Source organism: Micromonospora sp. NBC_01740 (assembly GCF_035920365.1).
Classification (GTDB): Bacteria; Actinomycetota; Actinomycetes; order Mycobacteriales; family Micromonosporaceae; genus Micromonospora; species Micromonospora reichwaldensis.
Window position 1 is genome coordinate 803,868 of sequence record NZ_CP109150.1, and the last position, 25,804, is coordinate 829,671.

26 protein-coding genes and 1 pseudogene are annotated in these 25,804 nt (G+C 74.4%); 11 read left to right on the forward strand and 16 right to left on the reverse strand.

Features of this window, described 5'->3' with window-relative positions; genetic code table 11:
• Positions 1–21: 21 nt before the first annotated feature.
• Together OG989_RS03680 and OG989_RS03685 are read right to left on the reverse strand one after the other, a co-directional pair.
• Positions 22–273, reverse strand: coding sequence for a glutaredoxin family protein (locus OG989_RS03680; protein WP_121399981.1), 252 nt, complete (start codon positions 271–273; stop codon positions 22–24).
• Positions 266–1,999, reverse strand: a complete 1,734-nt coding sequence (locus OG989_RS03685; protein WP_327029659.1) for an AMP-binding protein — start codon at positions 1,997–1,999, stop codon at positions 266–268. Before OG989_RS03685 ends, OG989_RS03680 begins: the two co-directional genes overlap by 8 nt.
• Before the next feature lie 554 nt (positions 2,000–2,553).
• On the opposite strand from OG989_RS03685, the gene OG989_RS03690 reads away from it, so the two are divergent.
• The 3 genes from OG989_RS03690 to OG989_RS03700 all read left to right on the forward strand — a co-directional run bounded on the left by OG989_RS03690 (position 2,554) and on the right by OG989_RS03700 (position 5,690).
• Positions 2,554–3,513: an ECF subfamily RNA polymerase sigma factor, BldN family gene (locus tag OG989_RS03690; protein WP_327029660.1), complete on the forward strand. Its 960-nt coding sequence runs from the start codon at positions 2,554–2,556 to the stop codon at positions 3,511–3,513.
• Positions 3,514–3,803: 290 nt separating this feature from the next.
• Positions 3,804–4,688: a DUF5667 domain-containing protein gene (locus OG989_RS03695; protein ID WP_327029661.1), complete on the forward strand. Its 885-nt coding sequence runs from the start codon at positions 3,804–3,806 to the stop codon at positions 4,686–4,688.
• A gap of 126 nt (positions 4,689–4,814) precedes the next feature.
• On the forward strand, positions 4,815–5,690 hold the full coding sequence (locus OG989_RS03700; RefSeq protein ID WP_225852020.1) for an HAD family hydrolase: 876 nt from the start codon (positions 4,815–4,817) through the stop codon (positions 5,688–5,690).
• A 72-nt stretch (positions 5,691–5,762) separates the two neighbouring features.
• On the opposite strand, the gene OG989_RS03705 is transcribed toward OG989_RS03700, so the two are convergent.
• The 8 genes and pseudogenes from OG989_RS03705 to OG989_RS03740 all read right to left on the reverse strand — a co-directional run bounded on the left by OG989_RS03705 (position 5,763) and on the right by OG989_RS03740 (position 12,452).
• A complete protein-coding gene (locus OG989_RS03705; RefSeq protein ID WP_151453408.1) occupies positions 5,763–6,620 on the reverse strand; it encodes a lysophospholipid acyltransferase family protein in 858 nt (285 codons plus the stop codon).
• A gap of 272 nt (positions 6,621–6,892) precedes the next feature.
• Positions 6,893–7,966, reverse strand: coding sequence for an NAD-dependent epimerase/dehydratase family protein (locus OG989_RS03710; RefSeq protein ID WP_151453389.1), 1,074 nt, complete (start codon positions 7,964–7,966; stop codon positions 6,893–6,895).
• A gap of 120 nt (positions 7,967–8,086) precedes the next feature.
• Positions 8,087–8,188, reverse strand: a complete 102-nt coding sequence (locus tag OG989_RS03715) for a 30S ribosomal protein bS22 (protein ID WP_007465623.1) — start codon at positions 8,186–8,188, stop codon at positions 8,087–8,089.
• 216 nt (positions 8,189–8,404) lie between these two features.
• Positions 8,405–8,614 (reverse strand): helix-turn-helix domain-containing protein, encoded by a 210-nt coding sequence (locus OG989_RS03720; protein ID WP_007465625.1) that lies wholly within the window; start codon positions 8,612–8,614, stop codon positions 8,405–8,407.
• 275 nt (positions 8,615–8,889) lie between these two features.
• Positions 8,890–9,054: pseudogene (locus OG989_RS03725) on the reverse strand (ABC transporter ATP-binding protein); the annotation flags it as partial.
• Between the two features lie 56 nt (positions 9,055–9,110).
• Entirely contained in the window at positions 9,111–10,382 is a 1,272-nt protein-coding gene (locus OG989_RS03730; RefSeq protein ID WP_327029662.1) for a hypothetical protein, read from the reverse strand.
• A 701-nt stretch (positions 10,383–11,083) separates the two neighbouring features.
• Positions 11,084–11,662, reverse strand: a complete 579-nt coding sequence (locus tag OG989_RS03735; protein WP_327029663.1) for a TetR/AcrR family transcriptional regulator — start codon at positions 11,660–11,662, stop codon at positions 11,084–11,086.
• On the reverse strand, positions 11,655–12,452 hold the full coding sequence (locus OG989_RS03740; RefSeq protein WP_132230795.1) for an alpha/beta fold hydrolase: 798 nt from the start codon (positions 12,450–12,452) through the stop codon (positions 11,655–11,657). Before OG989_RS03740 ends, OG989_RS03735 begins: the two co-directional genes overlap by 8 nt.
• Positions 12,453–12,528: 76 nt before the next feature.
• Here OG989_RS03740 and OG989_RS03745 point away from each other — a divergent pair, with 76 nt between their 5' ends.
• Entirely contained in the window at positions 12,529–12,927 is a 399-nt protein-coding gene (locus OG989_RS03745; protein ID WP_327029664.1) for a VOC family protein, read from the forward strand.
• Between the two features lies 1 nt (position 12,928).
• On the opposite strand, the gene OG989_RS03750 is transcribed toward OG989_RS03745, so the two are convergent.
• Positions 12,929–13,849, reverse strand: a complete 921-nt coding sequence (locus OG989_RS03750) for a proline dehydrogenase family protein (protein WP_151453384.1) — start codon at positions 13,847–13,849, stop codon at positions 12,929–12,931.
• A 131-nt stretch (positions 13,850–13,980) separates the two neighbouring features.
• Here OG989_RS03750 and OG989_RS03755 point away from each other — a divergent pair, with 131 nt between their 5' ends.
• The 3 genes from OG989_RS03755 to OG989_RS03765 are packed head-to-tail and all read left to right on the forward strand — an operon-like array spanning position 13,981 to position 16,010.
• A complete protein-coding gene (locus OG989_RS03755; RefSeq protein WP_225852019.1) occupies positions 13,981–14,250 on the forward strand; it encodes a hypothetical protein in 270 nt (89 codons plus the stop codon).
• Position 14,251: 1 nt separating this feature from the next.
• Positions 14,252–15,418, forward strand: coding sequence for a glutathionylspermidine synthase family protein (locus OG989_RS03760; protein WP_327029665.1), 1,167 nt, complete (start codon positions 14,252–14,254; stop codon positions 15,416–15,418).
• Positions 15,419–15,437: 19 nt separating this feature from the next.
• Positions 15,438–16,010, forward strand: a complete 573-nt coding sequence (locus tag OG989_RS03765; protein WP_132230792.1) for a CGNR zinc finger domain-containing protein — start codon at positions 15,438–15,440, stop codon at positions 16,008–16,010.
• A gap of 113 nt (positions 16,011–16,123) precedes the next feature.
• Here the strand turns inward: OG989_RS03765 and OG989_RS03770 are convergent, their stop codons facing one another.
• Together OG989_RS03770 and OG989_RS03775 are read right to left on the reverse strand one after the other, a co-directional pair.
• Positions 16,124–16,930, reverse strand: coding sequence for a sugar phosphate isomerase/epimerase family protein (locus OG989_RS03770; RefSeq protein WP_327029666.1), 807 nt, complete (start codon positions 16,928–16,930; stop codon positions 16,124–16,126).
• Between the two features lie 89 nt (positions 16,931–17,019).
• On the reverse strand, positions 17,020–17,964 hold the full coding sequence (locus OG989_RS03775; protein ID WP_327029667.1) for a Ppx/GppA phosphatase family protein: 945 nt from the start codon (positions 17,962–17,964) through the stop codon (positions 17,020–17,022).
• A gap of 74 nt (positions 17,965–18,038) precedes the next feature.
• Between OG989_RS03775 and OG989_RS03780 the strand changes: the two genes are divergently transcribed.
• Positions 18,039–18,848 carry a hypothetical protein gene (locus OG989_RS03780; RefSeq protein ID WP_151453380.1) on the forward strand — a complete coding sequence of 270 codons (810 nt, stop codon included), beginning with the start codon at positions 18,039–18,041 and terminating at the stop codon, positions 18,846–18,848.
• 70 nt (positions 18,849–18,918) lie between these two features.
• On the opposite strand, the gene OG989_RS03785 is transcribed toward OG989_RS03780, so the two are convergent.
• Both OG989_RS03785 and OG989_RS03790 read right to left on the reverse strand, forming a co-directional pair.
• On the reverse strand, positions 18,919–19,602 hold the full coding sequence (locus tag OG989_RS03785) for a response regulator transcription factor (protein ID WP_151453379.1): 684 nt from the start codon (positions 19,600–19,602) through the stop codon (positions 18,919–18,921).
• Between the two features lie 23 nt (positions 19,603–19,625).
• Positions 19,626–20,912, reverse strand: coding sequence for a sensor histidine kinase (locus OG989_RS03790; protein WP_151453378.1), 1,287 nt, complete (start codon positions 20,910–20,912; stop codon positions 19,626–19,628).
• Positions 20,913–21,178: 266 nt separating this feature from the next.
• On the opposite strand from OG989_RS03790, the gene phoU reads away from it, so the two are divergent.
• The gene (gene phoU, locus OG989_RS03795; RefSeq protein ID WP_132230787.1) at positions 21,179–21,832 is read left to right on the forward strand and encodes a phosphate signaling complex protein PhoU; all 654 of its coding nucleotides are present in this window, start codon (positions 21,179–21,181) and stop codon (positions 21,830–21,832) included.
• 63 nt (positions 21,833–21,895) lie between these two features.
• On the opposite strand, the gene OG989_RS03800 is transcribed toward phoU, so the two are convergent.
• On the reverse strand, positions 21,896–22,663 hold the full coding sequence (locus tag OG989_RS03800) for a phosphoglyceromutase (protein WP_151453377.1): 768 nt from the start codon (positions 22,661–22,663) through the stop codon (positions 21,896–21,898).
• Between the two features lie 145 nt (positions 22,664–22,808).
• On the opposite strand from OG989_RS03800, the gene OG989_RS03805 reads away from it, so the two are divergent.
• Positions 22,809–24,245 (forward strand): MDR family MFS transporter, encoded by a 1,437-nt coding sequence (locus OG989_RS03805; RefSeq protein WP_327029668.1) that lies wholly within the window; start codon positions 22,809–22,811, stop codon positions 24,243–24,245.
• 97 nt (positions 24,246–24,342) lie between these two features.
• Complete coding sequence (locus tag OG989_RS03810; protein ID WP_327029669.1) at positions 24,343–25,800, forward strand: MFS transporter; 1,458 nt, start codon at positions 24,343–24,345, stop codon at positions 25,798–25,800.
• Positions 25,801–25,804 lie beyond the last annotated feature (4 nt).

The window sequence follows — 25,804 nt, forward strand, 5'->3', positions numbered from 1 at the left end:
GGAGCACCCTAACGCCTGGCGTCACAGCTGCGGCGTGGTCAGGTCCCGCAGCAGCCGCTCCTCCTCCACCCGCCAGTAGCCGTGCTCCTTGCCGTCTAGCAGCACCACGGGCAGCCTGTCGCCGTACTCGCGTTCCAGCTCGATGTCGTCGGTGACGTCCTTCTCGGTCCACCGGTCCCCGGTGACCGCCACCACCCGGTCCAGCGCCAGTTTCGCCTCGTCGCAGAGGTGGCAGCCGGGGCGGGTGATCAGGGTGAGTCGGGGCTCACGCATCGGTCTCCTCCGTCGTGCTGGCGCCGGCCGGGGCCGACGGGCGGGTCTCCGGCGACGCCGCCGGGGACGGCACCGGGGACGCCGGGGACGACGCCGTCCGGAGCAGGGTCTTGCGCACCTTGCCGATCACCGAGTGCGGCAACTCGTCGACGAACTCGACGGCGGTCGGGCACTTGAACCGGGCCAGGTTGCGGGCGCAGTGGGCGAGCAGCTCCTCACCGGTCACCGGACGCCCCGGCGCCGGCACCACGTACGCCCGGACAGTCTCGCCGGTCCGCGGGTGCGGCACACCCAGTACCGCCGACTCGGCCACCCCCGGGTGCGCGGAGAGCACCAGCTCGACCTCGTGCGGGTACACGTTGAACCCGTTGACCAGGATCAGCTCGCCGATCCGGTCGACCAGGAAGAGGTCGCCGTCGGAGTCGGCGTACGCCACGTCGCCGGTGGACCACCAGCCGTCGGCGTCCGGGCCGCCCCGGCCGTCCGGCCAGTAGCCGGCGAAGACGTTGGCCCCGCGCACCACGACCTGGCCCGGGTCGGTGCCGGGTGTGACGTCGGAGAGGTCCAGCTCGTCGGCGTCGTCCTCCGGCTCGGCCACGCCGTCGCGCCACAGGTCGGCCCCATCGGTCCCGACCAGCCGCAACTCGACGCCGGGCAGCGGCCGGCCGATGGAGCCGGGCTTCGGCTCCCCGCCGACCAGGGTGGAGGTGAGCACCGGCGCGGTCTCGGTGAGGCCGTACCCGACGTGCACCGGGCGGCCGGCGACCTCGGCGAAGCGCGTCGCGACGGCCGGCTCCAGCGGCGCCGCGCCGCAGACCACGGCCCGGACCGACGTCATCGCCGCGGCGAGGGCGGCGGCGTCCGCCGTGGACCAGGCGGCCACCATCGACGGTACGCCGACCAGCACGGTGACCCGGTGCCGGGCGATCACGGCCAGTCCCGCGTCGGTGCCGAGGTCGTCGACGAGCACCCCGGTCGCGCCATGGTGGACGACCGCGCCCAGCCCCGCGTTCAGCCCGTACGCGTGGAACAGCGGCAGCGCCAGCAGCACGGTGTCGTCCGGGCCGACGACGGGCGGGTCGATGCGGCCGACCTGCTCGTGGTTGGCCGCCAGCGCCCGGTGCGTCAGCATCGCGCCCTTCGGCCGCCCCTCGGTGCCGGAGGTGTAGAGCAGCAGCGCCAGGTCGTCGCCGCCCCGGTCGGGGAACGGCTGACCGGCGTCGGCCACCGGCGGCGCGGTGTGCACGGCGACGAGCGCGGGCAGGTCCCCGGCGGCGTCGGCGACCAGGTCGCGTACCCGTTCGGTGCCGATCAGCACCGAGGCGCCGGAGTCGGCCAGCACGTGCCGCAGCTCGGGGGCGGTGAGGCCGGGGTTGACCGGCACCGCGACCAGCCCGGCGCGCAGCGCGGCCAGGCAGCTCACCACGAAGTCCGGCGAGTTGCCGAGCGCGACGGCGATCCGGGGCGGGTGCGGGTCGGCGGCTCCCGGCGTCGGGTCGGGCCCGGCGGGTCGCGCCCCGGTCAGGGCCGCCAGGGCGTGGGCGGTGGCCGTCACCGATGCGTCCAGTTCGGACCAGGTGAGGGTCCGATCGCGCCAGTGCAGCGCGGGTCGGTCGCCGTGGGCGGCGGCCGCCCGGTGGAGCCGCTCGACGAGGGTCGAGGCGGAGCTGTCGGTTGCGTCCTGCACGGTGGCTGAGTCTGGCACAGCGCGGGGCCTGTGGGCCATGCCCGCCGGAGGCCGGAGGGGACACCCCGGTCGGCGGGAACGGCGGCCCGGACGAGTCCCACCGACGGGACGACCGGTGGGCACGGGCGGGACGCGACCGGTCCCGTCCACAAGACACGCCGGGACGCGTCGGGCGTATCGGACGGTCCTGGGTCGACATCCGCGCCGCTGACCCGCCCGATCCCGCGACACGCGCGCTGACCTGGAATTTCTTTCGCAACCACGCGGCAATCCGAAAGTCAACCGCACACGACGGACAACCGGTCCGCCAGGTGTGCGGCGCGGAGGGAAATACTTCCGCCCTGTGTAACGGACTTGCCACGCGTGGGTGACGTTGGCCCTATCATCACTCGGGTCGGCTCACCCCATTTGCCGTGAGTCGACACCCCTCAGCCCGAGGAGGCCCCCGTGCCTGTGAGCGCATTGGACCAGCACCTCAAGGGGATCTGCCGCCCGTCGGCACACCCCGAGCCAGCCCTGCCCGGCCCATCGGGCCGGGCCACGACGGCGACGCGCCGACCGGCGTGGTCGGCCGGCGGGACGGAGGCGGCGCGGTGACCACCTTCGGATACGCGGAACGGCCGGCCGGCCTGACCAACCCGGTGATCCGCGGCCAGCTCAACGAACGGCCCGCCGCCCGGGGTCCGCTGGACGACACGGGCAGCCTCGCCGTCCGGGGGGAGGGCACGTCGAGCCGGACGCGCAGCCGGCCACACCAGAACGAACCGCCGCCCCGCTCCGCGACACCGGGCGGCAACGCCAAGTCGGCCGGCGGCCGGGTCGCCGTCCCCGCCCGGCCCACCATGCCGGCGCAGGGCCGCCGCACCACGGAACCGGCCAAGGCGCCCGACGATTCGGGCGCGGAGACGGCGGTGCTCCCGGCGGTGCCGGCCGCCGCCGCGCCGGTCAACACCTCGACGGGCTTCCCCAGCCGGCCCGACCCGTCCGACCCCGCGACCGAGGTCTGGGGGCTGGTCGAGCGGGCCCAGGCCGGCGAGTCCGAGGCGTTCGGGCTGATCTACGACCGGTACGTCGACACGGTGTTCCGGTTCGTCTACTTCCGGGTGGGCAACCGGCAACTCGCCGAGGACCTCACCTCCGACACCTTCCTGCGCGCCCTCAAGCGGATCGGCAGCTTCACCTGGCAGGGCCGCGACCTGGGCGCCTGGCTGGTCACCATCGCCCGGAACCTGGTGGCGGACCACTTCAAGTCCGGCCGCTACCGGCTGGAGGTCACCACCGGGGACGTGCTGGACGCCGACCGCGAGGACCGGGGCCCGGAGGGCAGCCCGGAGGCGGCGGTCGTCGAGCACATCACCAACGTGGCCCTGCTCAGCGCCGTCAAGCAGCTCAACCCGGAGCAGCAGGAGTGCATCGTGCTCCGCTTCCTGCAGGGCTTCTCCGTGGCCGAGACGGCCCGCACGATGGGCAAGAACGAGGGCGCGATCAAGGCCCTCCAGTACCGCGCGGTACGAGCGCTGGCCCGGCTGCTGCCGGACGGCTTCCAACCGTAGTCCCGGGCAGGAAGAACGCCGTGCATCGATGCGATGTACGCGCAGGTCCGTGGCGTCGCGACCCCGTGACAGCGATCACTTTCCGTGATTTCGCCTCCGCCGGCCCCGTAACCCATGTCCGGTGCGGACCGTTTCTCCGGGTGCGACCGGTGGTAGCCCCGGCATCCCCCGGGCCCCCGAGGTCCGGCAGCGCGGCCGGCCACGACCTTCGTCCGTGGTGTCCCGCCGTCACCGGTCGCTGTCGAAGACAGCGGCCGACCGGCCGCGACCAGCGAGAGGAGGTGCCCGCGGTGGACAGCAACCTCTTCTCCCGTCGGCGCGCGGAGCGCTTCGCGCAGCTTCTCGACGAGGCCAACGGGGGCCGGCGACACCACGTCCGTTCCCGGGCCGACGACCAGTTGGCCACGCTCGTCGCGGTGGGTCAGCGGCTGCCCGCCGCCCCGCCCGCCGTGGAGGTGGACCCGGAGTTCCGCACCGGGCTGCGGGCCATGCTCCTGGCCACCGCCGAACGCGAGGGCATCGGTGCCCCGGCCGCCGTCACCACCGAGCCGTCGTCCCGGCGCTCCGCCGCCGACGCCGGCCGCAACCGGCTGCTGCCGGCGGTGACCGCCCGCCGGGCCCGCGCCCGGGGCGCCATCCTGGTCGGCGTCGCGGCCGGCGCCGTCGCCCTCTCGGGCATCTCGGCCGCCAGCGAGAACGCCGTCCCCGGCGACGCGCTGTACGGCATGAAGCGCTCCACCGAACGCGCCCAGCTCGCGCTGGCCAGTTCCGACGTCAGCCGGGGCCAACTGTTCCTGGACTTCGCCCGTACCCGGCTCGCCGAGGCGGCCGCGCTGCGCGGCAACGAGGACGGCTTCAGCGCGGTGCTGGACGACATGGACGCCGACACCCGCCAGGGCGTACGCCTGCTGACCACCGCCGCGACGCAGCGCTCGGACCCGGCGGCGCTGGACGCGGTCAACTCCTTCCTCACCGGCCAGCGCCGGGCGGTCGGCGGGCTCCTCGACGACGCCAGCCGGGCCGAACGCGACCGGACCCGCCGCTCGCTCGCCCTGCTCGACGCGGCCCGCAAGCGCTCCGACGCGCTGCGCGCGGCCATCGCCTGCGGCGGGCCCGCACCCGTCGGCAGCGACGCCCTCGGCCCGGCTCCCGCCACCTGCCCCGGCGACCGCTGACCCGGCCTCGGCCGGACCGGCCGAGACGTCCGCGCCACAGTTCTCCCCATGGACGGCCGGCCGCCACGCGCGCCCGGCTACCCTCGCGGAAGCACATGTCGCGCCGGTCGAGCGGAGGGAGGTCGCGTGGTCCGCAGCCGCAAGGTGACCGTCAGCACCGACGCCCACGGTCACACCGCCGGCTGGGCGGAGACCGACTTCGCGCCCCTCGCGCCCCCGGAACCCGATCCGACCGCGGCGGCCTTCTTCGACGTCGACAACACGATGATGCGGGGCGCGTCGATCTACTGGTTCGCCCGGGGCCTCGCCGCGCGCGACTACTTCACCACCGCGGACCTGGCCCGGTTCGCCTGGCAGCAGCTGCGGTTCCGGCTGCTCGCCACCGAGCACGCCGGCGACATGTCGCAGGCCAAGGAGGCCGCCCTCGCCTTCGTCGAGGGCTGGCGGGTGGACGACGTGGAGCGCCTCGCGGAGGAGATCTTCGACGAGCTGATGGCGCCCCGGATCTGGGCCGGCACCCGCCAGCTCGCCCAGCGCCACCTGGACGCCGGCGAGCGGGTCTGGCTGGTCAGCGCCGCGCCCGTGGAGATCGGCCGGGTGATCGCCGCGCGGCTGGGTCTGACCGGCGCGGTCGGCACGGTCGCCGAGATCGTCGACGGCGCGTACACCGGCCGGCTGGTCGGCGACCTGATGCACGGCCCGGCCAAGGCGGAGGCCGTCACCCAGCTCGCCGCGGTCGAAGGGCTGGACCTGCGCCGCTGCACCGCCTACAGCGACTCGTGCAACGACCTGCCGATGCTCTCCATGGTGGGCCGGGGCGTGGCGGTGAACCCGGACGCGGCCCTGTTCAAGGAGGCCCGGCAGCGCGGCTGGGACGTCCGCGACTTCCGCACCGGCCGCCGCGCCGTCAAGATCGCCGTACCGTCCACCGCCGCGGCCGGCCTGGTCGCCGGGGCGGTCGGCGCCGGGTTGGCGCTGCACCGGCGCCGCCGCGACGGCTGACGGCTCGGGCCGCCCGCGCCGTCAGCGGCACCGACCGCCCGCGCCCTCAGCGACGCGGGCCGCCCGCATCGGTCAGGGGCCGAACGGGTCCGGGCGACGCTCCAGCAACTGGTGCAGGGTCTGCTGGATGGTCTCCCGCACCTGGTCCGCGAGGTTGAACACGACCAGCGGATCATCGGCGGAGTCGGTCAGGTGCGCAGTGGGGATCGGCGGGCAGAACTCGATCAGCCACTTGCTCGGCAGCGGCACCACGCCGAGCGGCCCCAGCAGGGGGAACGTGGGCGTGACCGGGAAGTAGGGCAGCTTGAGCAGCCGCGCCAGGGGCTTGATGTCGGCGAGCATCGGATAGGTCTCCTCGCCGCCGACGATGGCGACCGGCACGATCGGGGTGCCCGTGCGCAGCGCCGCCGAGACGAACCCGCCCCGGCCGAAGCGTTGCAGCTTGTAGCGCTCGGAGTAGAGCTTGCCGATGCCCTTGAAGCCCTCGGGGAAGACGCCGACCAGCTCGCCGTTGCCGAGCAGCCGCTCGGCGTCCGGGTTGCAGGCGACCGTACCGCCGGTCTTGCGGGCCAGCTCGGAGACCACCGGCATCCGGAAGACCAGGTCGGCGCCGAGCAGCCGCAGGTAGCGGCGGGCCGGGTGCTGGTCGTGCAGCGCGGCCGAGAGGATCAGCGCGTCCAGCGCCACGGTGCCCGAGTGGTTGCCGACCACCAGGCCGGCGCCCTCGGTGGGCACGTGCTCCAGGCCGGTGACCTCGGTGCGGAACCAGTCGCGGTAGAGCATCCGCAGCAGCGGGTGGAAGACCGCGTCGGTGATCTCGGGATCGAAGCCGAACTCGTCGACCTCGTAGTCGCCGGAGAGCCGACGACGCAGGAACGCCAGGCCCTTGGCGACCTTGCGGTCCCAGTGGTCGCCGGGCCGGTCCTCCACCGCCGGCCCGGCGGGGGCCGGCGCGGCCCCGTTCGGTCCCGTGCCACCCGGCGCCGGGTCCGCCACGGCGGCGGCCGGCTCGTCGGTAGCCGCCGGGTCGGGCTCGTCGGCGAGGGCCGGCGCGTCGTGCGCGACCGTCTCGTCGGTGGCGGAGGTGTCGGGCTCGTCGGGGGTGCCGAGATGGTGTCCGTTCGCCCGCGCGGGCTCCGCGTCCGGCGCGGGCACGGTCAGCGGTACGTCGTAGCGGCCGTCGCGCCGCTCCTCCGGCCCGTTCACGAGCCCTCCCGTACGGCCGCCCGGACCTGCCGGATCCCGTCCAGCACGAGCTGCTCCGCGACGGCCAACTGGTCCCGGTTCACGACGACACCGCCGTAGTGGGCGCGGATGAAGTCGTCGAAGGCGGCGGCGGTGGAACGGGGCGTGAAGCCGTACTCCCGCTCCAGCCGGCTGGTGTCGACGACCCGGCCGTGCACGAAGAGGTCGACCTGGTCCAGGCCGTAGCGGCCGAAGCCGAGGTTGCGGGCGATCGCGGCGGCGCTGGAGAGGCCGGGCTCCAGCACCGGCACGGCCACCCGACCGGCCCGCCGGATCGCCTGCGACAGGGAGAGCACGCCCGGTCCGGCCACGTTGTACGTCCCCGGATGGTCCTCGACGATCGACCGGTGCAGCACCTCCAGCGCGTCGTCGAAGTGCAGGAACTGCAACCGGGGGTCCCGCCCGAACACGGTGGGCACCACCGGCCGGGAGAAGTAGCGGGTGAGGGTGGTGTCGGCGGTCGAGCCGATGAACGGCGCGAAGCGCAGCACGGTCGCGGTGACGTCGGGCCGGCGGCGGCGGAAGCCGCGGACGTACCCCTCGATGTCCAGGATGTCGCGGCCGAACCCGCCGCGCGGCACCTCGCGCGGCTCGGTCTCCTCGGTGAAGACGGCCGGGTCGCGGAACGACGCCCCGTAGGCGGCCGTCGAGGAGCGGACCACGAGCTTGCGCAGCCGGGGCGCGCGCTGGCAGGCGGCGAGGAGCTGCATCGTGCCGATGACGTTCTGTTCCTTCATCGCCGAGCGACCGCCGTGCTGCGGATCCGGCGAAGTGACCAGGGCCAGGTGGACCACCGCGTCGACGTCGAGGTCGGCGAGGAGGCCGCCGAGCGAGCCGGCGTCGACGCGGACGCGCTCGACCCGGTCGAGCAGGTCGGAGAACTCGGCGCCGGGCTCGGGCTGGTCCACGCCGATGACCCGCTCGATGCGGGGGTCGGCCGCGAGCCGGGCCGCGACGTGCGCGCCGAGGTATCGGCTGACCCCGGTGACGACGACGACCCCCGGGGCACCTGTGGTGCCACCGGGGGTCATGTCGCGCACCTTCCCCGGCAGGAGGGATCGAACCGGGAAATCCGCGGCGTGATCACCTGAGCCTCCGGGGGTCGACAGTTGGCAAGTGACGACGGGAGCCGGGCCGGGACCCGGCCCCGGTCACTTGCCGAGACGGCGACGCTGGACGCGGGTCTTGCGCAGCAGCTTGCGGTGCTTCTTCTTAGCCATGCGCTTGCGGCGCTTCTTGACCACCGAGCCCATACGAAAGCCTTTCGATGCAACGTGCGGGGCGACCGGATGACGCCACGGTGTGGCGTCGGCGACCGCTTGCGGACAACGGACCGGACCAGCGGGGTAAGCGGCAGGGCGCACCTGCGGTCACGGTCGGGGTCCAGGGTAGCCGGAGAGCGTCAGCAGGACCAACGCGCCCCCGTCGATGCCCGTTACGTCGTGCTCGGACGACGGCCCGCGGGAGGGTCAGGCGGTTTCCTGAAAGGCGCCCCGCAGGTATTCGTGCACCGCGTGTTCGGGCACCCGGAACGACCGGCCGACCCGGACAGCGGTGAGCTCACCGCTGTGCACCAGGCGGTAGACCGTCATCTTCGACACCCGCATCACCGTCGCCACCTCGGCGACGGTGAGGAACTTGACCTCCGACAGCCGTCCGTCGGACTGCGACCCGGCCATGGCTCACCGACCAATCCCATGCCCGGCGCGTGCCACCGGACGGGTTCGTCCCGCCCGGACCGGCGACGCGCGTGTTACCAGTACGGTAGCGGGACGGCTGTGACCGGCGCGATCCCTTCGTACAACTGATCATGATTCTCGCCGGTGTCCACCCGACCGGTCGGTTCGTTGTCGAACCTGTTGCGCCCGGCGTCCGATCGGTCCCCGTCCGGGACACGCCGCCCGGTCCGGGGCGGTCCGGGACGCTGCCCGACGCACGTGGCCGCCGCGACGGTCGGAAGCGGGCCGCCGCGCGGAAGGCGTCCGGTGGCTCCGGCGGCGCCACCGGAGCCACCGGACGGGTGCCCCGGGCCGCTTCCGGACGCGGACCGGGGCTCCGCGCTGGGAGCGGGCACCAGTGTGTCAGGTCGCCCGGCGCGGCCCGACAGCGGTCGATCATGAATGTCGGGGGCCGCCCGGACCGGCGCCAGCGGGGGCCACGGCGCCGCCCGGCCCGTCAGCCGACCACGGCCCGGACGTACCCGACGCACTCGTCGTGCAGGGCGGACCAGGGTTCGCCGAGGACCCGCTCGGCCGCCTGGTCCACCGGCGTGCGCTCGTGCACCACGGCCGCGAAGAAGGCGAGCAGCCGCTCCGGGCCGAACCGGTCGACCAGGTGCCGGACCGCCAGGTAGGAGACGCCGTAGCTGCCGCTGACCCGGTCGGCGGGGGCGTCGTCGACCGGGCTGAGGCTGTCGAGCCGGCCGTCCCAGCCGCCGCCGAGCAGGCGCCGCACCTCGTCCAGTCCCGCGTACCGGTCGATCGGCTCGCCGTCGGCGCCCGCGTACTCGGCCAGCCCCTCCACCAGCCACCAGGTGCCCTTGCCCGGGTAGCCCCGCTCGGGCAGGGACGCGGCGTGGGTCAACTCGTGCCGGAGCAGGTCGTCCACCCCGCCGGCGACGAGCCCGTCGGCGTTGAGCACCACCTCGTGGTGGCCGCCGCCGACCGTGACCGCGTACCCGCCCGTCCACTTCGGCCGGCCGCCGCCGTACCAGCGCTGCCACTCGCCCCGGCCCGCGTAGAAGATCCGGTACCGGTCCGGCGTGCGGCCACCCACGGCGTACGTGTCGGCGACCCGGGCGGCGGCCTCCGCCTGGGCCAGCAGGTCGGGCAGTTCCTTGCGCAGGGCGGGAGTGGTGGCCACGAGCGTACGCCGACCGACGGCCACGGCCAGTGCGCTGACCTCCCAGGGCCGGGTGCCGGTCTCGGCGGACCGGGACGGCTCCACGGCGAGCAGCCGGGGCCGCTCCCCCTCCCGCCACCGGGTGCCGGTCAGCACGCGGCTGGTGCGGCAGTCCGGCGTGACGAAGCAGTAGCGGAACTCGACAAGCAACCGCCACTCGCCGGGCCGGCCCTCGACCGGGGTGGGCAGGCCGTTGGCGCCGGCCTGCCAGGCGGTCACCCGCAGCGCGCGCAGCGCGGCGTACCGGCGGCGCAGGTCCGGATGCGCGACCGGCTCCGCAACCGCCAGGAACCCGGCGCGGTCCCCGCCGAGCAGGGCGGCGGACTGCCGGGCCAGTTCCGCCGTCATCCGCTCGCCGAGCCGGCGGGCGGCCGCGGTGGCGGGATCGTCGGCCGGTGCGGCGGACGCCCCCGGGGCCGGCGGGTCACCGGCGCGCACCAGGCCGGCCACCAGCGCCGCGGGCAGGCCGCAGGCCAGCAGCAGTACGACCACCGCCAGCGCCACCCCGAGCGGCCGGATCCGCCGCGACGACCGCTCGCTGCCCACCGCCGGAAGGGCCGGCGCGGCGGGCGCGGCCGTCCCGGCGGAGTCAGCGGGCTCGGCCCTCTCAGCGGGCGCGGCTTCCCCGGCGGGCTCGGCCCCCTCTACAGGCGCGGCCCTCTCGGCGGGCTCGGCGGGGCCAGCCGGCTCGGCCCTCTCGGCCGGCTCGGCCTCAATCTCGGCCTCAGCCTCGACAATGGACTCGGCACCGTCAGCCGGCCCGGCCTCGACAGCGGGCCCGGCGCCGTCAGTGGGATCGGCCTCGACCGTGGGCCCGCCGCCGTCGGCGGGCCCGGCCCCATCAGGGGGCCCGGCGCCGTCAGTGGGCCCGGCGCCGTCAGTGGGCCCGGCGCCGTCAGTGGGCCCGGCGCCGTCAGTGGGCCCGGCGCCGTCAGTGGGCTCGGGGCCGTCAGCCGGGTCGGCCTCTTCTGTCGCGGCGGCCGGTGTGCCGTCCGTCACCGGTCGGCCGTCCGTTCCGGGCTGCCCGTCAGTCACCCGCCGAAGGGTACGACCATCGGGCCGGCCGGGCGACCACGGCCCGGCGAGCCACGCCGCCTGGCAGCCCGGAGCGCGGCAGCAGACGGCGGCACGGCGACGGCGGCCACCCACCCCGGCCGGGCGTCGCCGCGTCCAGGGTCAGCCCCACCGGCCGCCGACGGCCGGCACGGCCGGCTCCAGCGGAAAGAGCGGCAGCGGACCCAGGGCCGTCAGCGGCGGTCCGCGCGGGGCCAGGACCGGAACGCGCCGTCCAGCGCGGCGACCAGGTTGTCGAACGTGGCATCGACAGCGCGGGGCATGCCGAAGCCGCCGGCCGCCTCCAGCGAGACGAACCCGTGCAGGGTGCTACGCAGCATCCGGGTCGCGTCGACGGCGTCGTCGCCGTCGAGCCCGTAGCCCCGCAGGGTGGCCCGGATCGCCCCGACGGCCCGCTCGCCGGCGGCGACGTGTTCCGGGTCGGCCGGGTCCGGGACCCGCTGGGTGGCCGGGTAGCGACCGGGGTGCCGGTGCGCGTACGCCCGGTAGGCGGTGGCGACGGCCCGCAGCGCGTCCCCGCCGGCCCGGCCCGCGGCGGCGGCGGTCAGTTCGTCGGCGAGTTCGGCGGTGGCCAGCGCGGAGAGCTTCTGGGCGAGCGCGTCGGCCCCTCGCACGTGCTTGTAGAGGCTCGGCAGCGCGACGCCGAGCCGGTTGGCCAGCGCGGCGAGGGTGAGCTGGTCGGCGCCGACCTCGTCGGCGAGGCGGGCCGCCTCGCGCACCACGCTCGCCTGGGTCAGTCCGGCCCTAGGCACCGGTGACCGCCAGGAACTCGGCGAGCTGGGCGGCGGTGCGCGCCGGCTGGTCTGCGTGCGGGTAGTGGCCGGAGTCGTCGATCATCCGGGCCTCGGCGGTGGCGAAGAGCCGGCGGGCCGCCCGCGCCCCGGCACCCGGGTCGCGGAAGTCCGGGTCCTTCGTGCCCATCAGCACCAGCACCGGCTGCCGGACCTCGCGCGCCCGCGCGGTCCAGTGCGGGTCGGCCGGCGCGATCACGCCGCGCATCGCCGCCATCCGGCCGGGCTCGCGCAGGGTGGCGACCATGGCCTTGCGGTACGCGGCGTCGTCGGCGGGCCGCTCGCACGGGAAGAGCGTGCGGTGGAAGAGCCCGAACAGCCGGGGGCTGCGCAGCACGGCGGCCAGGGCCACCCGCATGAACGGGTTGAGCTTCGGCTCCTCGGCGAACGGGGCGAGCTGGACGACGCCGTTGACCAGGGCGGGATCGTCGGCGGCGGCGAAGACCACGGCCGCCGCGCTGGACGAGCTGCCGACGAGGGTGGCCGGTCCGCCGCCGAGGTCGCGGACCACCGCGAGCAGGTCGGCACCGACCTCCGCCGGGGCGTACGACGGCCAGCCGGCGCTGGACGCGCCGTGCCCCCGGACGTCCACCGCCGCCACCCGGTGCCCGGCCGCGACGAGCAGCGGGACCAGGTGGCGGAAGGAGCCGCGGTTCTCCCCCATGCCGTGCGAGAGGACGACGAGCGGCCCCTGCCCGTGCACCTCGTAGGCGATCCGCCCGCCGTCCCGCTCCACATAGCTAACCGTCATAACCAATAAGCTAATGCAGTTAGCCAACGCCGTCAAGGCTTGACCTCACATCGGCTTCAGGTCGCACGATCGGGTCATGTCGCTCGCCCCCACGCACCTGCGCATCGCCCGACCGAGCCGCGACCTGGCAGCCGCCGAACGCTTCTGGGTCGGCGGACTCGGCCTCGACGTGCTCTGGCGCTCCGCCGCCGAGGCGCCGGGCGAGCACGACCTGCTGATGGTCGGCCGGCCGGGCGACCACTGGCACCTGGAACTCGTCGGCGGGGAGCACGCCGTCGCGCCGACGCCGACCGTCGAGGACCTGCTGGTGCTCTACCTCGACGGCCCCGTCGACGACGGGCTGGTCCGGGAACTGGAACGGGCCGGCGGGACGAGGGTCTCCGCCGGCCCGTACTGGGACCGCTGGGGGGTGACGGTGGCCGATCCGGACGGCTACCGCCTGGTGCTGAGCACCCGGGGCTGGTCGAACGGCTGACCTACTTCTTCGACAGCACGGCCCGGCCGAAGAACATGAGGTTGGCCGGGCGCTCGGCGAGCCGGCGCATCAGGTAGCCGTACCAGTCCTCGCCGTAGGGCAGGTAGGTGCGCACGGTGTAGCCCTCGCCGGCCAGCCGGGCCTGCTCCTCCGGACGGATGCCGTAGAGCATCTGGAACTCGAAGCGCTCGGGGCCGCGGTCGAACCAGCGGGCCCGGTCCTCCCCGATGGCGATCAGGCGGGGGTCGTGGGTGGCCAGCATCGGGTAGCCGTCGCCGGACATGAGGATGTTCATGCACCGCACGTAGGACTTGTCCACCTCGCGCGCGGACTGGTAGGCCACCGACTCCGGCTCCTTGTACGCGCCCTTGCACAGCCGGACCCGGGAACCGGCCGTGGCCAGCTCGCGGCAGTCCGACTCCGTCCGCCGCAGGTACGCCTGGAGCACGGCGCCGGTCGACGGGTGGTCCTTGCGCAGCTTGGCGAGGATGTCCAGCGTCGAGTCGGTGGTGGTGTGGTCCTCCATGTCCAGGGTGACCGTGGTGCCCGCCTCCTCGGCGGCGGCGCAGATCGCCCGCGCGTTGTCGTAGGCGAGCTGCTCGTCGAACATCTGGCCCAGCGCCGACAGCTTGACGCTGACCTCGGCGGCCGGGGTGAGCCCCGCCTCGGCGAGCCGCCGGAGCAGCCCGACGTACTCGTCGCGGGTGGCGGTGGCCTGCTCGGGGGTGACGGTGTCCTCGCCGAGGTTGTCGAGGGTGACCGCCAGACCGTCGTCGACGAGTTCGCGGGTCGCGCGCAACGCGTCGTCGGTCTTGGCGCCGGCGACGAACCGGCGGACGAGGTCCCGGCTGAACGGGGCCGTCGCGACGAGCCGCTCGACCTGGGGTGACCGGGAGGCGGCGAGGATGACGGTACGGAGCATGGACCGAGGGTAACGCCCGCCGGTGGCCCCGCGCGGGGCAGCGGGCGCAGCCTCGGTCGCCAGGTCCCAACACCGTCACAGGCACCGACCGGGGGCGGACGGCGGTGGCCCCCATCGGTTACAACGATGACGTGGAACAACGCCCCCGCCGCCGGCTCCGGTCGGCCTCCGTGCAGCTCGGCGCGCTCACCGTCCTCGCGCTCACCCTCTCCGGCTGCAACATGTCCTCGGACGACGACGATGACGACTGCGCCCTCGGCCCCGTGGGCGGCGGCGAGACGGTGGCCCTGGCGCTGCGGGCGCCCACGGTGACCGCCGGGCGCACCGCGCCGGAGCCGGCCGCTGCGGCGGTGCCCGACCGGGGCGGCTTCGGCACCCACCTCGCCTCCTGCGGCGGCTGAGGTGCGCCGGGAGTCGGTCACCCCCCGCCCGGACTGGGACGCCACGATCCGCTCCCAGGGCCTGGTGTACGTCGACACCGAGCTGCCCGACGGCGGCATCATGTCGTACTGGGACGAGACCGCCGCGTACGCGTTCGAGCTGGACGAGGTGCTGCGGCTGGAGGAGGCGACCGAGGAGCTGCACCGGATGTCGGTCGCCGCCGCCGAGCACGTCGTCGCGCGCAACCGCTACGCCGAGTTCGGCATCCCCGCCTGGGCGGCCGAGGCCGTGGCCCGGTCGCTGCGCGAGGCGCCGCCCGCCCTCTACGGGCGCTTCGACCTCGCCTACGACGGCAGCTGGCCGCCGAAGATGCTGGAGTACAACGCCGACACCCCCACCGCGCTGGTCGAGGCGAGCATCATCCAGTGGTACTGGCTGGAGCACACCCGACCGGAGCTGGACCAGTGGAACAGCCTGCACGAGCGCCTCGTCGAGGCCTGGGCGAAGATCGGCGCGGGGCTGCACGACCGCCGGGTGCACGTGGTCTGGTCCAACGAGGAGGAGTCCGGCGAGGACCACATGACCGCCGGCTACCTCGCCGAGACCGCCCGCCAGGCCGGGCTGGAGGTCACGCTCCAGCCGATCCAGCGGCTCGGCTGGGACGGCCGCCGCTTCGTCGACGCGGCCGACCAGCCGGTCACCACCTGCTTCAAGCTCTACCCCTGGGAGTGGATGCTCGCCGAGCCGTACGGGCCGCTGGCGTTGGAGCCGGGCACCCCGACGACCTGGATCGAGCCGGCGTGGAAGCTGCTGCTGTCGAACAAGGCGCTGCTCGCCGTGCTCTGGGAGCTGTACCCCGGCCACGAGCTGTTGCTGCCCGCGTACCTCGACTCGCCGCGCGGCATGACCGAGTACGTGGCCAAGCCGCTGCTCGGCCGCGAGGGCGGCTCGGTGCGGATCGTCACGGGCGACACCGAGATCACCAACCCGGGGATCTACGGCGACGAGGGCTGGTGCTACCAGGAGTTCCGGGCGCTGCCGGAGTTCGCCGGCAACCGGATGGTGCTGGGCAGCTGGATCGTCGACGGCGAGTCGGCCGGGGTGGGGGTGCGGGAGAGCGCGAGCCTCATCACCGACGGCTACGCGCGGTTCCTGCCGCACTACATCGACGCGCCACGGGTCCCCTGAGTCGTCTACGGTTGTGGGCGTGAACTTCGACGCGTACGCCCGGACCGGCGTTGACCTCGTCAACGCCCGCCTGGACGACCTCGACGACCTCCGGGCCCTCTTCCCCGACGACAACGCGTGGATGCGCGACGAGGTGGCGGAACGGGACCTCGCGACATTCCGGCGGGCGCAGAAGCGCTTGCGCGACGTCTTCGAGTACGGCACATCCGGGCGGGACGCCCAGGCGGTGACCGAGCTCAACGCGCTGCTGGAGGCGTTCCCGGTGCAGCCCCGCATCTCCGGGCACGACTCCAGCGACTGGCACATGCACGTGACCAGCCGGGGCGCCTCGGTGAGTGCCGAATACCTGGCCGGCGCCGCCTGGGGGCTGTCGGTCTGGCTCTGCGAGTACGGCAGCGCCCGGTTCGGGGTGTGTGCCGACGACCGCTGCGGCAACGTCTACCTGGACACCTCGTCCAACTGCTGCCGGCGGTTCTGCTCGGAACGCTGCGCCACCCGCTCGCACGTGGCCGCCCACCGCGCCCGCAAGCGCGCGGCCATCGGCGAGCAGGCCGGCGTGAGCAGCAAGGAATCGCTCAGCACGACCGTCTGACGCCCGGCCCGGCCGGCCCTCCGGTGCCGGCCGGGCACGCGCGGCGGCCCTCCGGGCGGCCATCGGGCACGGGGCGGCGGCCCTCCGGGCGTCGATCGGGCACGGCGCGGCGGTCAGACGTCGACCGGGGACGGGGTGCCGAGGTGCTGGCGGGCGAACGCCAGCGACTCCCGCAGGTCGGCCTCCCGCACGGCGCGGCTCTTCGCGCCCCGGGTGGTCACCTCCACGGCGACCGAGCCGGTGAAGCCGCGCCCGGCCAGCGAGGCGAGCAGCTCGCCGCAGGGCTGGGTGCCGCGCCCCGGCACCAGGTGCTCGTCGCGGCCCTCACCCGTGCCGTCACCGAGGTGCACATGGGCCAGGTTGGCCCCCATCCGGTCGGCCATCGCCAGCGAGTCGGTGTGCGAGGCGGCGCAGTGCGACAGGTCGAGCGTGTAGGAGTCGTACCCCGTCTCGGTCGGGTCCCAGCCCGGGACGTACGGCACGAACTGCCGCCCCGCCATCCGGACCGGGTACATGTTCTCGACCGGGAAGCGCAGGTCGGGGTAGTCGGCGGCGATCGTGGCGAGCCCGTCGGCGAAGTTGCGCGCATAGTCCCGCTGCCAGGTGAACGGCGGGTGCACCACCACGGTGGGCGCCCCGAGCGTCGCCGCCAGCTCCGCGGAGCGGCGCAGCCGCTCCCACGGGTCGGGGCTCCACACCCGCTGCGTGACCAGCAGGCAGGGCGCGTGGACGGAGAGCACCGGGACGCCGTAGTGCTCGGCGAGCCCGCGCAGCGCGCCGGCGTCCTGGCTGACGGCGTCGGTCCAGACCATCACCTCGACGCCGTCGTAGCCGAGCGCGGCGGCCAACTGGAACGCCGCCGCGGTCCGCTCAGGAAAGACCGAGGACGTGGACAGGAGCACGGGGACGCGGGAAGTCACACCATCGAGGGTAGCCGGGGTCGATCGACACCTCGTGACGAGAGACCGCAAACCGCCCAGATCACACCGGACCGTCTACCGTTCGCGGCTCACACCGGACCGAGCTGGTCGAGGTGGCGCAGGATCACGCCCTCGCGCAGCGCCCAGGGGCAGATGTCCAGCGCGTCCACGTCCAACTGGCGCAGCACGGCCTCGGCGACGACCGCCCCGGCGAGCAACTGGTGGGCCCGGCCGGCGCTGACCCCCTCCAGCTCGGCGAGCTGGGCCGGCGGGATGTGCCGGATGAACCCGAGCACCTGGCGCAGCCCGGCGCGGGTGAGCCGGCGGGGCGCCCACAGTCCGGCGCCGGAGGGCGCCGCGCCGGCCAGCCGGGCCAGCGTCCGGAACGTCTTCGAGGTGGCCACCGGCCGCTCCCAGCCCACCGCGGTCAGCTGCGCGACGGCCGGTTCCAGCAGCCCGTCGACGTACGCCCGCAGCTCGTCGACCGCCTCGGCCGGCGGCGGCGCCGCGCTGTCGGGGGCCACCCGGAGCCGGTCCCGGGTGAGCCGGCCGGCGCCGAGCGGCAGGGAGACCGCCACGGCCGGGTCCTCGTCGATGCCGGCCGCTAGCTCCAGCGAGCCGCCGCCGATGTCCAGCACCAGCAGCCGACCAGCCGACCAGCCGAACCAGCGCCGCACCGCCAGGAAGGTCAGCCGCGCCTCGTCCGCGCCCGGCAGCACCTCCAGGCGTACGTCGGTCTCGTCGCGCACCCGCGCCAGCACCTCGGCGGCGTTGGTGGCGTCGCGGACGGCGGAGGTGGCGAACGCGATCAGGTCCTCGGCGCCCAGCCCCACGGCCGCCGCCCTGGCCATGCCGACCGCCTTGACCAGGCCGTCCGCGCCGGCCTCGGTGAGCGCGCCGTCCGGGCCGATCTGCTCGGCCAGCCGCAGCACGACCTTCTCCGAGTGCGCCGGCCAGGGGTGCGCCCCGTGATGGGCGTCGACCACCAGCAGGTGCACCGTGTTGGAACCGACGTCGAGGACACCCAGTCGCATGCTGAAGACACTAGGGCCAACCGGATTGCGCGGCTCGGCGGACCGGTGGGGGCACCGGGCGTACGCTGGGCCGGGTGACAGGCCAGATCGAACTCCGTGTGCTGGTGGACGACCCGGACGACCCCCGCAGCCGCGAGGTGCCCCTGGACTTTCCCCGGGAGTGGATCGAGTTCGCCGACCCGGCGGACGACAACCACCTCATCCGGGCCGACCTGACGTGGCTGCTCTCCCGCTGGACGTGCATCTTCGGCCGGGGCTGCCACGGCATCGTCGCCGGCCGGGCCGCCGACGGCTGCTGCTCGCACGGCGCGTTCTTCACCGACTCCGAGGACGAGCAGCGGGTCCGGGCCGCAGTCAAGCGGCTGACCCCGGCGACGTGGCAGCACTTCCGGCGCGGGTTCAAGAACTGGACCGAGAACGACACGATCGACGGCAAGAGCTCCGCCCGCCGCACCGCCACCCAGGAGGCGGACGGGCCGTGCGTCTTCCTCAACGACGCCGGCTTCCCGGGCGGCGCCGGCTGCGCCCTGCACGCGCAGGCGCTGCGCGACGAGGTGCACCCGCTGGAATACAAGCCCGACGTCTGCTGGCAGCTGCCGATCCGCCGCGACCAGGAGTGGGTCAAGCGGCCGGACAACACGAAGGTGCTGGTCTCCACGCTCTCCGAGTTCGACCGGCGGGGCTGGGGTGCCGGCGGGCACGACCTGGACTGGTGGTGCACGTCCTCCACCGACGCGCACGTCGGCAGCGAGCCGATGTACGTCTCGTACGGCCCGGAGCTGACCGCACTCGTGGGCGCCCCCGCGTACGCGAAGCTGGCCGAGGTGTGCGGGGCGCGCAGGCGGCAGGGCATGGTCGCCCCGCACCCCGCCGACGGCGCCTGACCGACCGACGACGGGGCCTGCGCGCGGCACGGGGCCCGCGCGCGGCACGGCCCCGTCGTGCGTACGCCGGTCAGGGCTCGAACTTGTAGCCCAGACCCCGCACGGTGACGATGAAGCGCGGCGCGGACGGCTCCGGCTCGACCTTGGAGCGCAGCCGCTTGACGTGCACGTCGAGGGTCTTGGTGTCGCCGACGTAGTCGGCCCCCCAGACCCGGTCGATGAGCTGGCCCCGGGTGAGCACCCGGCCCGCGTTGCGCAGCAGCAGCTCCAGCAGCTCGAACTCCTTGAGCGGTAGCTGGACCGCGGCGCCGTCGACGGTCACCACGTGCCGTTCGATGTCCATCCGGACCGGGCCGGCGGCCAGCGTCGGCCCGCCCGACTCGGCGGCCTCGGCGCTCTGCCGCCGCAGCACCGCCCGGATCCGGGCGACCAGCTCCCGGGGCGAGTACGGCTTGGTCACGTAGTCGTCGGCGCCGATCTCCAGCCCGACCACCTTGTCGATCTCACTGTCCCGGGCGGTGACCATGATGATCGGCACGTGCGAGCGCTGCCGGAGCTGCCGGCACACCTCGGTGCCGGACATCTCGGGCAGCATCAGGTCGAGCAGCACGATGTCGGCGCCGGTCCGGTCGAACTCGGTGAGGGCGGCGGTCCCCGTCGCGGCGACGGACACCTCGAAACCCTCCTTGCGGAGCATGTACGACAGGGCGTCGGAGAACGACTCCTCGTCCTCGACCACCAGTACGCGGCTCAACGGGACTTCCTTTCCATGTGCTGTCAGGCCTGCCGGAGCTCGGCCGGACCGGCCTCGATCCCAGCGGGCGGCGGTGTCGCCAGGCCCTCGTCGGGGGGACGGGTGGGCAGCCGGAGGGTGAACGTCGATCCACCACCAAGAGTGCTCGACACCTCCACCCTTCCGCCATGGTTGCCGGCGATGTGTTTCACGATGGCCAGCCCGAGGCCGGTGCCGCCGGTCGACCGGGACCGGGCCTGGTCGGCCCGGTAGAACCGCTCGAAGATCCGGTCGACGTCGGTCGGGGCGATCCCGATGCCCTGGTCGGCGACGGAGATCTCCACGTGTTCGTCGGCGGCGCGGGCGGTGATCCGGACGGTGGTGTCCTCGCCCGAGTAGTTGACGGCGTTCTCCACCAGGTTCGACACGGCCGTGGCGAGCTGCGCGTCGCTGCCGTGGACGGTCAGGCCCCGTTCGGCGTCGACGGCCACCTCGATCCGGCGGGCGGCGGCGGAGGTGCGGGTCCGGTCGATCACCTCGGCGATCACCCAGTCGATCGCGACCGGCTCCGGGGGCGGCTGCGGCTCGGCGCCCTGGAGGCGGGTCAGCTCCAGCAGCTCCTGCACCAGGCGGCCCAGCCGGGTCGACTCGTGCTGGATGCGCTCGGCGAACCGACGCGCGGCGACCAGGTCCTCGGAGAGGTCGGGTGCGCCCGCCCCGGCGGGCTCGGTGGCGTCCAGCAGCGCCTCGGCGAGGAGTTGCAGCGCCCCGATGGGGGTCTTGAGCTCGTGGCTGACGTTGGCGACGAAGTCGCGGCGGACCCGGGCCAGCCGGTGCGACTCGGTCACGTCCGAGGCCTCGACGGCGATGAAGCCTGCCCCGATCCCCATCGCCCGCAGGTGCACCCCGAGCGGGTTCACCCCGGCGTTGTCGCGGCCCCGCGGCAGGTCCAGCTCGATCTCGCGCCGCACGCCGGTGCGGCGCACCTGCCCGGCGAGCGTACGGATCAGTGGGTGGGCGGCGATCGAGCCCTGGGTGGGGCCGGTGCGGAGCAGCCCCATCGCCCGGGCGGCCGGGTTGACCAGGACGGGCAGGTCGTCGGGGTCGAGCACGACCACGCCGGCCCGTAGGGAGTCGATGGTCCGGCGGCCGATGCCGGACTGCGGATCCTCGGCTATCGGGAGCCTCCCGGAGGTGTGGGGGTAGCCGGACCGGCTCCCCGCCCGCGTGGCGCGTTCGCCCAGCGCCGGAACGAGCCGGGGCAGCAGCACCCCGGCGACCAGTCCGACCGCCAGCCCCACGGCCACCGCGACCGTCACCGCCCATTCCACCCGGCGATCGTAGGGTCATTGTTAACCTGGCAACCACCACAAATAGGATGAATCACCTTCGCTTCCGGCAAAGTTCACTCCCGCGTCCGGCGTCGTTCACCGAGGTTCACCTCGGGTCTCCCCGCCCGACCTACCGTGGGCGGCGTACCTGCCCCCGCCGGCCCGGGGCCGGCGACCAGCGACCCTCGCCCGCGCCACGGAGCCGGCGACCGTTGCGCCGGCCCCCCGGCCGGGCGACCGACAACCAGCGACCACAGGACGTGACAATGCGCGACGAGTTCCGGGCTGACCTCCAGATCGTCAGCCAGCTGCTGGTGGACATGGCGGAAGGGGTCCGGGCCGCGATGCGGCAGGCCACCCACGCCCTGCTCACCGCGGACCGCCGGGCGGCCGAGACGGTGATCGAGCGGGACGCCGAGATCGACGAGCTCTACCGGCACGTCGAGGAGCGGGTCTGCGACCTGCTCGCCCGGCAGGCCCCCGTCGCCTCCGACCTGCGCGCGATGATCACCGCGCTGCACGTCGCGGCCGACCTGGAGCGGATGGGCGACCTGGCCGACCACGTCGCCAAGACCGCCCTGCGCCGGCACCCCTCGCCGGCCGTCCCGGCGGAGCTGCGGCCGACCTTCACCGACATGGCCGCCATCGCCGACCGGATGGCCATCAAGATCGGCTCGGTGCTCGCCAAGCCCGACGCCGACCTCGCCGCCGAACTCGACGGCGACGACGACGCCATGGACGACCTGCACCGCAGCCTGTTCGGGCTGCTGCTCGGCGAGGATTGGCCGTACGGGGTGGAGACCGCCATCGACGCCACCCTGCTCGGCCGCTTCTACGAGCGCTTCGCCGACCATGCCGTCAACGCCGGCGAACACGTGGTCTACCTGATCACCGGCCAGACCACCCCCACGGCGGGCTGAGCGCACGCAAAGGGCCCCTCCCCACGCGCGTCGCGCCGGGAAGGGGCCCTTTCCGTGGCTACGTCAGCGGCCCTGGTTGGCCACCGCGGCGGCGGCCGCCTTGGCGGCGGTCGGGTCCAGGTACGTGCCGCCCAGGGTGAGCGGGCGCAGCTGCGGGTCCAGGTCGTAGCGCAGCGGGATGCCGGTGGGGATGTTGAGCTTGGCGATCGCCTCGTCGGAGATCTGGTCCAGGTGCTTCACCAGGGCGCGCAACGAGTTGCCGTGCGCGGCCACCAGCACCGTACGGCCAGCCAGGATGTCCGGCACGATCGAGTCGTACCAGTACGGCAGCATCCGCTCGACGACGTCCTTGAGACACTCGGTGCGGGGCATCAGCTCGCCCGGCAGCAGCGCGTAACGCGGGTCGCCGACCTGCGAGAACTCGTCGTCGTCCGCGATCGGCGGCGGCGGGGTGTCGTACGAACGACGCCAGAGCATGAACTGCTCCTCGCCGTACTCCTCCAGGGTCTGCTTCTTGTTCTTGCCCTGGAGGGCGCCGTAGTGCCGCTCGTTGAGCCGCCACGACCGGCGCACGGCGATCCAGTGCCGGTCGGCGGCGTTGAGCGCCAGCTCGGCGGTGCGGATCGCGCGGCGCATCACGCTGGTGTGCACCACGTCCGGCAGCAGGTCGTGCTCGCGCAGCAGCTCGCCGCCGCGGCGCGCCTCGGTCTCGCCCTTCTCGGTCAGGTCGACGTCGACCCAGCCGGTGAAGAGGTTCTTGGCGTTCCAGTCGCTCTCGCCGTGCCGCAGCAGGACCAGCGTCCCGACGGTGGGCCCCTCGCTAGCAGTCATGCCGATCATCCTGCCGCACGTCGCCGGGCGACGCGCGGGCGGTGGTGGTGACGACCACCACGTGGAAAATGCGCTGCCCGGAGATCCGGCCTGGCACTAGATTGTAAGGCGCAACAATCAAGACGGTCATTACGGGGGCGCTGGCGTGCGGACGATGCGGGGTTGGTTCCGGGACACCACCGGCGGCCTCCCGGTCAGCTTCTGGTACCTGTGGGCCGGCACCCTGATCAACCGGCTCGGCTCGTTCGTCCTGGTCTTCCTGGCCATCTACCTGACGCAGGAGCGCGGCTTCTCCGCGTCGCAGGCGGGGCTGGTGCTCGGCCTCTGGGGCGTCGGCGGGGCGCTCGGCACCACCGCCGGCGGCACGCTGAGCGACCGCTGGGGCCGCCGGCCCACCCTGCTCACCGCGCATCTCGGCGCGGCCACCATGATGCTCGCCCTCGGCTTCGCCCGGGAACTGTGGGCCGTGGCGCTCGGCGCCCTGCTGCTCGGCATGTTCGCCGAGGCGGCCCGGCCCGCGTTCGGCGCGATGGTGATCGACGTGGTGCCGGAGAAGGACCGGCTGCGCGCCTTCTCGCTGAACTACTGGGCGATCAACCTCGGCTTCGCCAGCGCGGCGATCCTCGCCGGCCTCGCCGCCGAGGCCGGCTTCCTGCTGCTCTTCGTGGTCGACGCGACCACCACCGTGATCACCGCACTGGTCATCTTCCTCAAGGTCGGCGAGACCCGGCGGGTCCCCGCCGGCGGGGGCGGCCAGCGGGGCGCCGGCGCCCCCGTCGGGGCGCTGCGCACCATCCTGCGCGACCGGGTCTTCCTCGGCTTCGTGACGCTCAACCTGTTCGCCGCGCTGGTCTTCCTCCAGCACATCTCGATGCTGCCGATCGCCATGGGCGACTCCGGGCTCAGTCCCACCACCTACGGCTCGGTCATCGCGCTCAACGGGGTGCTGATCGTGGTCGGCCAACTCTTCGTACCCCGGCTGATCAGGGGCCGGAGCCGATCGCACGTGCTCGCCCTGGCGTCGGTGGTGATGGGCGTCGGGTTCGGGCTCACCGCCTTCGCCGACACCGCCTGGTTCTACGGCCTGACCGTGCTGGTCTGGACGGTCGGCGAGATGCTCAACTCGCCGTCCAACGCCACCCTGATCGCCGAACTCTCCCCCGCCGAGCTGCGCGGCCGCTACCAGGGCGTCTTCTCGCTCTCCTGGCAGGGAGCCGCCGCGGTCGCGCCCGTCCTCGGCGGCCTGGTCCGGGAGCAGGCCGGCAACGCCCAGCTCTGGTTCGGCTGCGCCGCCATCGGCGGGCTGATGGCGCTCGCCCACCTGATCTCCGGCCCGGCCCGGGAGCGGCGGGCCACGCTGCTGCGGGCCACCACCGGTCCCGTCGTACCGGTGGTGGCGATCCGCCCGCCCGCCCCGCAGGCCGCCGAGGCGGCGGCGACGGCCCCCGCCGAGCCGGTCGGCCCGGCAGGGGACGACGGCCTGCCGGACAAGGGCCCGGCAGGGCCGGTCGGTCCGGCCGGGAGCGACGGCCTGCCGGACAGAGGCCCGGGGCGGGCGCCGGAGCCGACGGGAGCGCGGTGACCAGCGACACGCTGGCGCGGCAGCCCTCGGCTTCCTACGGTCGAGGACGCTTCGGCGAGGACGCCTCGGTTAGGAAACAGAACTGTCGGGAGGACGGGTGCGGGCCCTGCGCCGCTGGCTGGACGACACCGCGGGCGGGCTCCCCGCCACCTTCTGGTACCTCTGGGCCGGCCTGCTGATCAACCGGGCCGGCGCCTTCGCGATGCTCTTCCTGTCGCTCTACCTGACCGAGGCGCGGGGAGCGAGCGAGGCGCTCACCGGCACGGTCGTCGGGGCGTACGGGCTGGGCGGGGCGGGCGGCGTGCTGCTCGGCGGGGTGCTGGCCGACCGGTGGGGGCGGCGGTCCACCCTGCTCGCCGCCCACCTGGCCACCGCCGGACTGATGGTCGGGCTGGCCTTCAGCCGGCACCTGGTGATGATCGCGGCGCTCGCCGCCCTGGTCGGGGTGGCGCACTCGATGCCCAGCCCCGCCTTCGTGGCGGCGATCGTCGACGTGGTGCCCGAACGCCGGCGCTCCCGGGCCTTCAACCTCCAGTTCTGGGCGTTCAACCTGGGCATGGCCGTCGCCTCGCTGCTGGCCGGTCTCCTCGCCGAGGCGAGCTTCGTCGCGCTCTTCCTGGTCGACGCCGCCGCCACCGCGCTCGCGGCGGTGGTCATCGCCTGGAAGGTCCCGGAGACACTCCCCCGCCGCGCCGCCAAGGCTGCCCCGATCTTGGACACTTTCCGCTCCGACCGGACGGAAAGTGTCCAAGATCTTCGGGTGGCACCGGTCCGCGGCAGCGGAGCGGTGACGCGGCGGGTGGGGCGGGAGCGGCAGCGGCGGGTGGGGTGGCCGCGGCGGGCGGGGCAAGAGCGGCAGGCGGGGCGGGAGCGGCAGGCGGGGCGGGAGCGGCGGGTGGGGCGGGAGCGGCGGCCGGGGCTGCACACGGCGCTGACCGACCGCACCTTCCTCACCTTCGTGGGCCTGACCTTCGTGTTGGCCGTGCTGACCATGCAGACGTCGACGATCATGCCCCTGGCGATGCGGTCGGACGGCCTGCGCCCGTCGGCGTACGGCGCGGTGGTGGCGCTCGGCGGAGTCCTGATCGTGCTCGGGCAGCTCTTCGTGCCGCGGCTGATCGAACGGCACCGCAAGGACCGCGTCCTGGCCGTCTCCACCGCGCTGCTGGCGCTCGGCTTCGCCACCCTCGCGTTCGCCGACGACGTGGCGGTCTACCTGGCCGCGGCGGTGGTCTGGACGGTCGGCCAGATGCTCGCCGCGCCGCCCAACGCGCAGATCAACGCCGACCTCGCCCCGCTCGAGCTGCGGGCCCGCTACCAGTCGGTGTTCTACCTGGCCTTCCCGGCGGCGTCGTTCGTGGCGCCCACCCTGGGCGGGGTCAGCCTCCAGTACCTCGGGGACCGGCACTGGCTCATCGTCGGCGGGCTCGGGCTGCTGGCCGCCGGCTGCCATCTGCTCGCCGGCCCACCCCGCGAACGCCGCGTAGCGGCCCTCCGCCAGCTCTCCACCCCCCTTCCCCCATCCCCGACCCCCGCCCCGTCCTCGGTGCGGTGATCAT